Below are 8,544 nucleotides of genomic sequence, written 5' to 3'. Positions count from 1 at the left end.
TCTTCAACATAAAAAACTATAAGAAAAATATTGTTCTAATAATGTTTCTGATATGTTATTTTATGTTTTTATTAGGATCGTATTTTTTGTATGAATTTTTTGGGTATTCAAATGGAGTGGTGCTTTTTGACACAACAACGCATAATCATATATATTTATCATTGTTAATTTCCTTAATAGGAATATCAGTAGGATATTATACTTCATCGGTAAATATAAACGGAATTAGGGTTAAGTCTAAAATATACAACGATGAATTATTTAGAAAGGCTAGCCTAATATTATATTATACTTCTTATATACCTTATATTATTATTGAAATATTAAGAGTAATAAAGGTTAGAGAAGTAGGATACACGGAATTGTATATAGATGAAGCAGTTAGAATTCCATATTTGATTACTTTATTCGCTTATGGATGTAGAATCTATTTCTTTGTTTATCTTTCTACATTACCAAAAAAGAAAGAAGCAAATTTTCCTATTTTATTATTTTTAATATATTCTTTTATTACATTGATGACAGGGAACAGATCTATATTTGTTGTAAATGTTTCGTTAATTTTTATATATTTTATTCTAAGAAGTTCGGATAATTCTGGGAAGAATGAATGGATAAGTAAACGCAAAATTATAACATTAATGATAATAGTACCTTTTTTTATTATTGGCTTGGATATAGTAGGAAGCATTAGATTTAATAACACAATTTTTGAAACGAATAGATCATCATCATTTATAGATATTTTTGTAAAGCAAGGAGTAAGTTCAAGTGTAATAGGATATGGAAAATTATATGAACATAAAATTCCCAGAAAAATTTATTCATTCGGATCTACTATTGAAGCACTGAAATATAATCCTATAAGTAATATACTATTTAACTTCAATTCATTTGGTGGAAATAGTATTCAAAAAGCAATAAATGGTAATTCGTTTGCACATATTATTTCATATCTTGTTCTACCATATGGATATGTAAGAGGTAGAGGTTTAGGCACATGTTATATTGCAGAAGCATACAATGATTTTGGCTATTTTGGAGTTTTGATTTTCAGCTATGTATATGGTATAGTTATAAAAAAATGCTCATCATTTACTTCTAAAACAATTTTAGGACGAAGTATAACATTAATGTTAATAGGGAGTTTGTTAATGATTCCCAGATCAAATGCTGATAGCATAATTAGTTTGTTTTTAAAATCAGAAGTGTTGGTTGCTATAGTTTTGATAAATTTTGTAGTGATAGTTTATAATAATATACGGAAAAGAAGAAAAATAATTAAAATTTAAACGGAAATTAATTGACATTGTTCACGAATGAATGTACGTACACAAGAGGGAAGAAAATATGAAGGAAAGTGTAAATAATAATAAAAAAATAGCGGTTGCACTAAGTATTGCAAACACTGTAATTTCCGCTATAGTTTCAATCACATATATTCCTATTTTACTTTCTAATATTGGGAAGGGTGAATATGGACTTTATCAACTTATAGGGTCTATCATAGCATATTTCTCATCAATGTATACATCATTAAATGCTTCGGTTATGAAATACTACACAGAATATCTGATAAAAAACGATGAAGTCAAAATGGAAAATACGCTAGCTATAAGTAGAAGAATATTTATTGTAATGTCAATTATAGTAGTAATAATTTCATTACCGATTACTTTTTTGTTTAAGTCTAATTTCTTTAAAAGTTTATCTGAACATGAATTAAATGAAGCCTTATTTATGTTTAGGATAATGATAATAAATATTATCGTATATTTAAATGGATCTGTATATTCTGCGTCAATACTTGCAAATGAAAAATTTGTATTTAGAAAGTTGTTAGATTTAATTATAACAATTCTACAACCAATATCGGTCTTATTAATGATTAAGAAGTATCCATATGCATCTACAATTGTTGTAATACAGTTAATTATGAATATATTTTTAGTAATTGTTTGTCTTTATTATTCTAAACGAGAACTAAATGTTAAAATTAAGTATCATTTTAAGGATGATAATTTAATAAGAGGAATATTTGGGCTATCGGCATCGGTGCTATTGATTTCAATTGCAGATCAGATTTTTTGGAAAACGGATCAAATAATTCTTGGATGGTTGTATGGAACAGAAACAGTTGCCGTATATTCGATAGGTTCTCAATTTAATTCAATTTTCATTAGTACAGGCGTTGTAATTACAGGTGTTATTGTACCTATGATTACAAGGTTAAATGAAACGCCAGACAAAGAAAGAAAACTTTCAGAAATTTTTACAAGAATTGGAAGATATCAGGCATATTTAGTGCTGTTAATGTTAACGGGTGTAATACTTTTTGGGAAAGAATTTATTTTTATTATTGCGGGTAAAGATTTTGCTGGAGCATACTACGTAGCATTACTTTTAATGATACCATACTCTATTGATTTAATACAAAGTTCAGGAAATGTAATTTTGCTTGTTAAAAATAAAAATTGGTACAAAGCTAGGATTCTATTTATATCAGCAATTTTAAATGTATTTTTAACATTTTTCTTTTCAAAAAAATATGGAATGTATGGTGCAGCATTGGCAACGACGGTTTCTATTATAATGGCATCATGGATATTTATGAATAGAGTTTATTTGAAAGTTATCAGACTTGATATTAAAATGTTTTGGAAAAATGTTATTCCTATTTTTGGATATGCGATTTTATCGCTATTCGTAGGGATTTTGATAAAAAAAATAAAAATGTCAAACTTTTATATAGAATTTATTAGTCACGTTATGATGTACACAATAAGTTATTTTATAATAATTTTTAGCATGGCTATGAACTCAGATGAAAAAAACTACATATTTGGTAAAATAAAGAAATTTATATAAACAAACATATTAGCAAGTTTATTTTGATAGTGTGGAAGCATAACATTGACTACATTCTGGAATTAATATCCAAATGTGAATTTTCATCAAATATTTTATTTATACTAGTCTATTAATCAGGAAAATTACAAAATAAACGAAGCCAACGAAATCGGATTTGATATCAAATCCGATTTTTAAATGTTCAATTTTGAGGTGTAGTTATCAATTAACAGGCGCGATAGCCTTGCTTTTTGTACTTTGTCTTCAATGTTTTCTTGATTATTTTTCATATTTCTGCCAAGTCAATGCTTTCACTTTTTGCAATTTTTTATGCAATATTCCAATGAATAATACTTAATAGTGGTGGTATCATTATAATAAAGTTCTACTGCATTACCGATATTGTCTACGTATATCGGAATTATCGTGTGTTATACTCGTTTGTGCTCCCTTTAATGTTTATCTTAAATCTTGACTTAGATTTTAATATTAAAAGAAAAATCCTAGAGGAAGTATTGAATCTCTATATTATCAAGCATAAGATGGAGAGGAAATTATGAATTTTATTGAATCTGGAAAGTATATTAAAAGAGCTTTGAATATAGACTAGAAGTCAAAAACTTGTACGTAAAAATCAGGAAATTATAAGAGAAACAACAGAAGATTATATATGAAACTTATCTCAGGGAAAAATCCGCTAAAGGAATATGCAAGTAGATGAATATGAAACAATCCACATTATATAATACTGGAAATAAAGCTTTTAAGAATTTTAGAAAAATGCATAGATATTATGGCTATTAAATAGAAATGAATAATAAAACTTACTCCGAGAAATATCTCGGAGTTTTTTTAAATTCAAATGATTATCATTATTGACAGAATAAAAAAATAATGTTATTATGTATTTGGATAAAGTTAGTAGGATGATTTTTACAATTGATTTTGCAGATTAGACGTAATTTGCAACTAAATAAGTTTTTAATTCTCAAATAAACTTATTACATATTTAAAATTGAATAGGGAAGATAGAATAGAAAACCAAATTTTATTGTAGTAAGTTAATTAGTTAATAAAATTGGAATGCATTCAAATTTGTTTTGAGATATTAATAACTATTTGTATTTTCTTACTAACAAATATAAATAAGGAGTATTGATATGAATAAATTAAAATTGATGACTTTGGTTGGAGTTATGTCAGCGGCTTTGTTGTTGAATGGTTGTGGAGCACAAAAAGATGCACCGAAAGAAAATACCAAGCAAACTGAACAAAAGCAAGAAGACAAAAAAGAAGAAGAAAGCAAAGCTACTGAAAAAACTGAGGACAAAAAAGAAGAAGTAAGCTTGTCTGATTGGGATGGAGAATGGAACAACATGGGAAGCTATTTGGATAAGCCAGAAGTTCAAGGCGCTTTCAAAACTTTAGCGAAAAAAGAAAATGTTGATGAGAAAAAAGCTAAATCAGATTATCTTGAAAAAAGAAAATGTGAATTCAACGGATTGAAAATCGACGGAAACAAGATTACATTTACAAGCAAAATCCCTTCAGAAAATGGAGATAAAATAGCTGAAACTGAGTACAAATTTGTAGAAAAAAAGGCTGTAAAACATGGATCACACATGCTAGAATGGGATGTTTTTGAAGCTGTGGATTCTAATGCAAAATACAAAGTTTTGTTGATGATGCCAATTCACGGCGAAGAAGAGTTGACACATTTCCACATGAGATATGGTAATGACAAGGAAGAATTATTTGCAAAGGAAGGCTGGTTCCCAACTTTCGTAAAACCAAACACAACTGATAAACAAATTATCGGAGAAATCGAAGAATAAGGTTGGAATATGAAATTGACAAAGGGCAGGGACGACCTGTCCTTTGATTTTTGAAAAGGAGAATTTAGATGAAAAAGAGACTTTTGAGTTTTCTATTAGCCTTGTGCATGGTTTTGTTTGCGGGATGTTCCAATCACACGAAAAAATCTTCAGGAAAACCTGTTATCTACACATCGTTTTTTCCTGTGCATGATTTGGTTAAGATGATTGCAGGAGATACTGTTGAGGTGAGAACTTTTATGCCTGTGGATAAGGAGCCTCATTTGTGGGAGCCGTCTGCCAAGGATATGAAAAAACTTGCCGATGCAGATTTGCTGGTTGTAAATGGTGCGAATATGGAACATTGGGTAGACAAGGTGCACGAGAATTTGCCTAATTTGGATATTTTGAAGTTGTCGGATTCTGTAGAGCTAATCACGTATAAAGGAGCTGCTGCAAGGGGCGATTTTCAATATATGGCACAATTGAACCTAACAAAGGGAAAACGAAAAATAGATTTTGGGCATACTCATGAAGATATTATGAGGGTTGCGTTCTTCAAGGACAATGGAGAAGACAAAAAAGAATTAGTCAAAAAAGCTAAGGAAATTATGAATCAAAAAGGTGAGATTGTTCACCAAAAAAACACTTTCGATGTTGAAGAAGGAAAAGTATATGGCCTTGAAATGGGCCATGAATCTGGAGAGATATTTTACAATATAAAAGATGAGGGCAAGTGGATTTTTGTATCGGACAGAATAAGCGAAGATTTGCTACCATATTATTTACAAGATACTAACGGTAAATTGCTTCAAGATGAGGGCAAATTAAAACCTGTAATGGAAGGGTCTTCGTCAGGATTTGACAAGATAACTTACGATCCACATTCATGGTTATCTGTTGTAAATGCAAAAAAATATTTGAATAGTATCCAAGATAAATTGATACAAAAGTATCCAGATAACAAGAAAATTTATCACAAAAACAAATTGAAATACGTTGATAAATTGACAGATATTGACGCAGAATACAAAGAAAAATTTAGTAAATTAGATAACAAAAGCTTTTTGGTAACACATTACGCTTATGCATATATAGCGAGGGATTTTGGACTTACTCAGTATCCATTAGAAGGGCTTACTAGCATGGAAAGTCCAAGTCTTAAAACAATAAAAAAAGCCGTGGATTTTGCGAAAACGAAAAACATTACTACGGTATTTTATGAATATGGGAAACCTCCTAAAGAAGCGAAGACTTTATCAGAAGAATTGGGTGGCGATATTAAACCATTGGCTTCGATGGAATTTGTCACAAAAGAACAACAGGACAATAATCAGGGCTATATCGAATTAATAGAGATGAATTTGAAAAACTTATACGAATCCATGAGAAAGGCAGGTGTATAAATGAATGCAGTAACAATCAGTAACTTAAATTTTGGATATAATGAAGACTTGGTGCTTAAAGATTTGAACTTAGAAATTACTCAAGGAGAAATGGCTCTAATTTTAGGTGGAAATGGCAGTGGAAAATCAACTCTACTGAAATTAATGCTAGGTGAATTAAAAGCAGACGATGGAGAAATAAAAATATTGGATAAAAACATCAAAGAATATAAAAGTTATCGTGATATAGGATATGTTCCACAAATCAACATCGTCAATAAAATTGCATTTCCAATAACTTGTTTGGAGCTTGTAACATTGAATTTGTATGAGGATTTTGGTTTTATCAAAATTCCTCGCAAAAAACATTACGACAAGGCAAAACAAATTATGGAAGAAATGGGAATGAAAGAATACATTAACCGACCTGTAAATGAATTGTCTGGAGGATTGCAACAAAGAGCCATGATTTGCAGAGCTATGATTAATGAGCCAAAACTTCTTATACTCGATGAGCCGACAGCTGGTGTAGACAAAGAAAACAAAGAAAAATTTATCAAAACAATCGCTAAATTAAACAAAGAATACAATATCACTGTAATAATGGTAACTCACGAAATAAAAGAAATAGAAGCTTTGGATATAGATAGGACACAATACGAAATGATAGAAGGGAGGCTTGTACGATGCTAGAATTTGCATTTATGAGAAAAGCACTGGTGGCAGGGTTTTTGCTTGCAATAATGATACCGATGATAGGAATAATAATGGTCAATCGTAAAACATCGATGATAGGAGATGCACTTTCTCATACAGCACTTAGTGGAGTCGGTCTGGGTTTGATTTTGGGATTTGACCCATTGATAGGTTCTGCAATAGTCTGTGTTATAGCAGCGTTTTTAATAGAATTAATCAGGAAAAAATTCCCACAATACGGTGACATGGCAACAGCTGTGATAATGAGCACAGGACTTGGAATAGCAGCGATATTGTCGGATTTTGCACCAGGTGGAAATTCGTTTGAATCGTACTTGTTTGGAAGCATATCTTCTGTAACAAATATGGATGTAATAAACATTTCTGTTATTTTCGTTCTAATACTGGCGGTATCCATCTCACAATATTCTGGATTATTGGCCATTTCAATCGACAAAAACATTGCTCGTCTTGCAGGAGTCAAAGTAAACAGAATCAATGCGGTGTTTACATTTTTATCAGCAATAACAATTGCCCTTGCAGTGAAGATAGTTGGAGCGTTGATGGTGACATCATTGATTGTACTTCCCGTAGCCACAGCGCTCATAATTGCAAAAAGCTACAAGAAAACATACAGCATAACGATAATACTCGGTATTTTGTATATGATGTTGGGAATAGTTCAATCTTATCAATTTGATATTAAACCAGGTGGAGCAATCGTAGTAAATGCAGTTATAGGAATGATAATATTTGTAATATATTCTAAAATTAAAAAAACTAATATGAAAAACTTTTCAAATTCACAAAATAATGCTAAAATAAAGTAGATACAACATTACAAGAAGGCAGGATAATATGAATTTCGAAGTAGAAAAAGGAAACAAAATAACAATACCGGATATATTAATGAGAAAATACGACCTAAGGGTTGGAGATATATTTGAGTGTGAACTTGAAAATGACAGGATAATATTGATTCCTAAGAAAAATCACGATGCAAACTATGTCGAAAAATTAAAGGGATTGACTGACGATACAATCGATGCATTAAACGAAGAGGAATAAAATCAAAAGGACTATCAAAAAAACGATAGTCTTTTTTCTTTTTTCTGTGTAAAAAATATGGAAAAAGGGGTATAATGATATTGGATATTAAAAAAAGTATCACATTTAAGGAGGTATGTAATTATGGCATGTACTACATTATTAGTAGGTAAAGAAGCGAGCTTTGACGGCTCAACAATTATTTCAAGAAGTGAAGATTCTCCTTCTGGAATTTTTACAGCTAAGAGATTTATCGTTGTAAAACCAGAAGACCAACCTAGAAAATACGAATCAGTTTTATCTGGATGTAAGGTGGATTTACCAGATAATCCTATGAGATATACAGCTCTTCCAAACTCTGACACATTTGAAGGAGATTGGGCTGCATCAGGCGTTAATGAAAAAAATATTTCAATGAGTGCTACTGAAACTATCACTACTAACCCAAGAGTTCAAGGAGCAGATCCTTTGATTCAATCTCCAACAAAAGATGAAAAATTCGGTGGACTTGGCGAAGAAGATTTCGTAACTTTGGTTCTTCCTTACATTAACTCAGCCAGAGAAGGTGTTGAAAGATTAGGAAAATTATTAGAAGAACACGGAACTTATGAATCAAACGGAATTGCGTTCCAAGATGTTGACGAAATTTGGTGGTTGGAAACAATCGGTGGACATCACTGGATGGCAAGAAGAGTTCCTGATGATGCATACGTTGTAATGCCAAACCAATTGGGAATTGATTATTTTGATTT

8 protein-coding genes are annotated in these 8,544 nt (G+C 30.5%); all 8 read left to right on the top strand.

Translation table 11 applies throughout. From position 1 onward, the window contains the following. Nucleotides 1–1,292: O-antigen polysaccharide polymerase Wzy family protein (locus KHW44_RS03775; RefSeq protein ID WP_304066158.1), on the top strand; the 1,292-nt coding region annotated here is incomplete at its 5' end. A 58-nt stretch (nucleotides 1,293–1,350) separates the two neighbouring features. Beyond that, complete coding sequence (locus KHW44_RS03770) at nucleotides 1,351–2,868, top strand: oligosaccharide flippase family protein (RefSeq protein ID WP_180960083.1); 1,518 nt, start codon at nucleotides 1,351–1,353, stop codon at nucleotides 2,866–2,868. Between the two features lie 1,142 nt (nucleotides 2,869–4,010). Next, nucleotides 4,011–4,685 (top strand): ZinT/AdcA family metal-binding protein, encoded by a 675-nt coding sequence (locus KHW44_RS03765; RefSeq protein WP_102164174.1) that lies wholly within the window; start codon nucleotides 4,011–4,013, stop codon nucleotides 4,683–4,685. 68 nt (nucleotides 4,686–4,753) lie between these two features. Next, complete coding sequence (locus KHW44_RS03760; protein WP_304066151.1) at nucleotides 4,754–6,070, top strand: metal ABC transporter solute-binding protein, Zn/Mn family; 1,317 nt, start codon at nucleotides 4,754–4,756, stop codon at nucleotides 6,068–6,070. Then, entirely contained in the window at nucleotides 6,071–6,742 is a 672-nt protein-coding gene (locus tag KHW44_RS03755; RefSeq protein WP_094208150.1) for a metal ABC transporter ATP-binding protein, read from the top strand. Beyond that, nucleotides 6,736–7,575, top strand: a complete 840-nt coding sequence (locus KHW44_RS03750) for a metal ABC transporter permease (RefSeq protein ID WP_094208151.1) — start codon at nucleotides 6,736–6,738, stop codon at nucleotides 7,573–7,575. Before KHW44_RS03755 ends, KHW44_RS03750 begins: the two co-directional genes overlap by 7 nt. 28 nt (nucleotides 7,576–7,603) lie before the next feature. Further along, the gene (locus KHW44_RS03745; RefSeq protein WP_002834937.1) at nucleotides 7,604–7,813 is read left to right on the top strand and encodes an AbrB/MazE/SpoVT family DNA-binding domain-containing protein; all 210 of its coding nucleotides are present in this window, start codon (nucleotides 7,604–7,606) and stop codon (nucleotides 7,811–7,813) included. Between the two features lie 123 nt (nucleotides 7,814–7,936). After that, nucleotides 7,937–8,544, top strand: a 608-nt coding sequence (locus KHW44_RS03740) for a C69 family dipeptidase (protein ID WP_304066142.1), incomplete at its 3' end; no start/stop codon positions are given.

Source organism: Finegoldia magna (assembly GCF_018371055.1).
Taxonomy (GTDB): Bacteria; Bacillota; Clostridia; order Tissierellales; family Peptoniphilaceae; genus Finegoldia; species Finegoldia magna_I.
Note: the sequence above shows the minus strand (reverse complement) of the source record. Positions and strands in the feature narration are given on the sequence as shown.

Coding starts and splice junctions, on each gene's coding strand:
- KHW44_RS03760 (WP_304066151.1), top strand. CDS start 4,754: ATGAAAAAGAGACTTTTGAGTTTTCTATTAGCCTTGTGCATGGTTTTG.
- KHW44_RS03770 (WP_180960083.1), top strand. CDS start 1,351: ATGAAGGAAAGTGTAAATAATAATAAAAAAATAGCGGTTGCACTAAGT.
- KHW44_RS03745 (WP_002834937.1), top strand. CDS start 7,604: ATGAATTTCGAAGTAGAAAAAGGAAACAAAATAACAATACCGGATATA.
- KHW44_RS03755 (WP_094208150.1), top strand. CDS start 6,071: ATGAATGCAGTAACAATCAGTAACTTAAATTTTGGATATAATGAAGAC.
- KHW44_RS03750 (WP_094208151.1), top strand. CDS start 6,736: ATGCTAGAATTTGCATTTATGAGAAAAGCACTGGTGGCAGGGTTTTTG.
- KHW44_RS03765 (WP_102164174.1), top strand. CDS start 4,011: ATGAATAAATTAAAATTGATGACTTTGGTTGGAGTTATGTCAGCGGCT.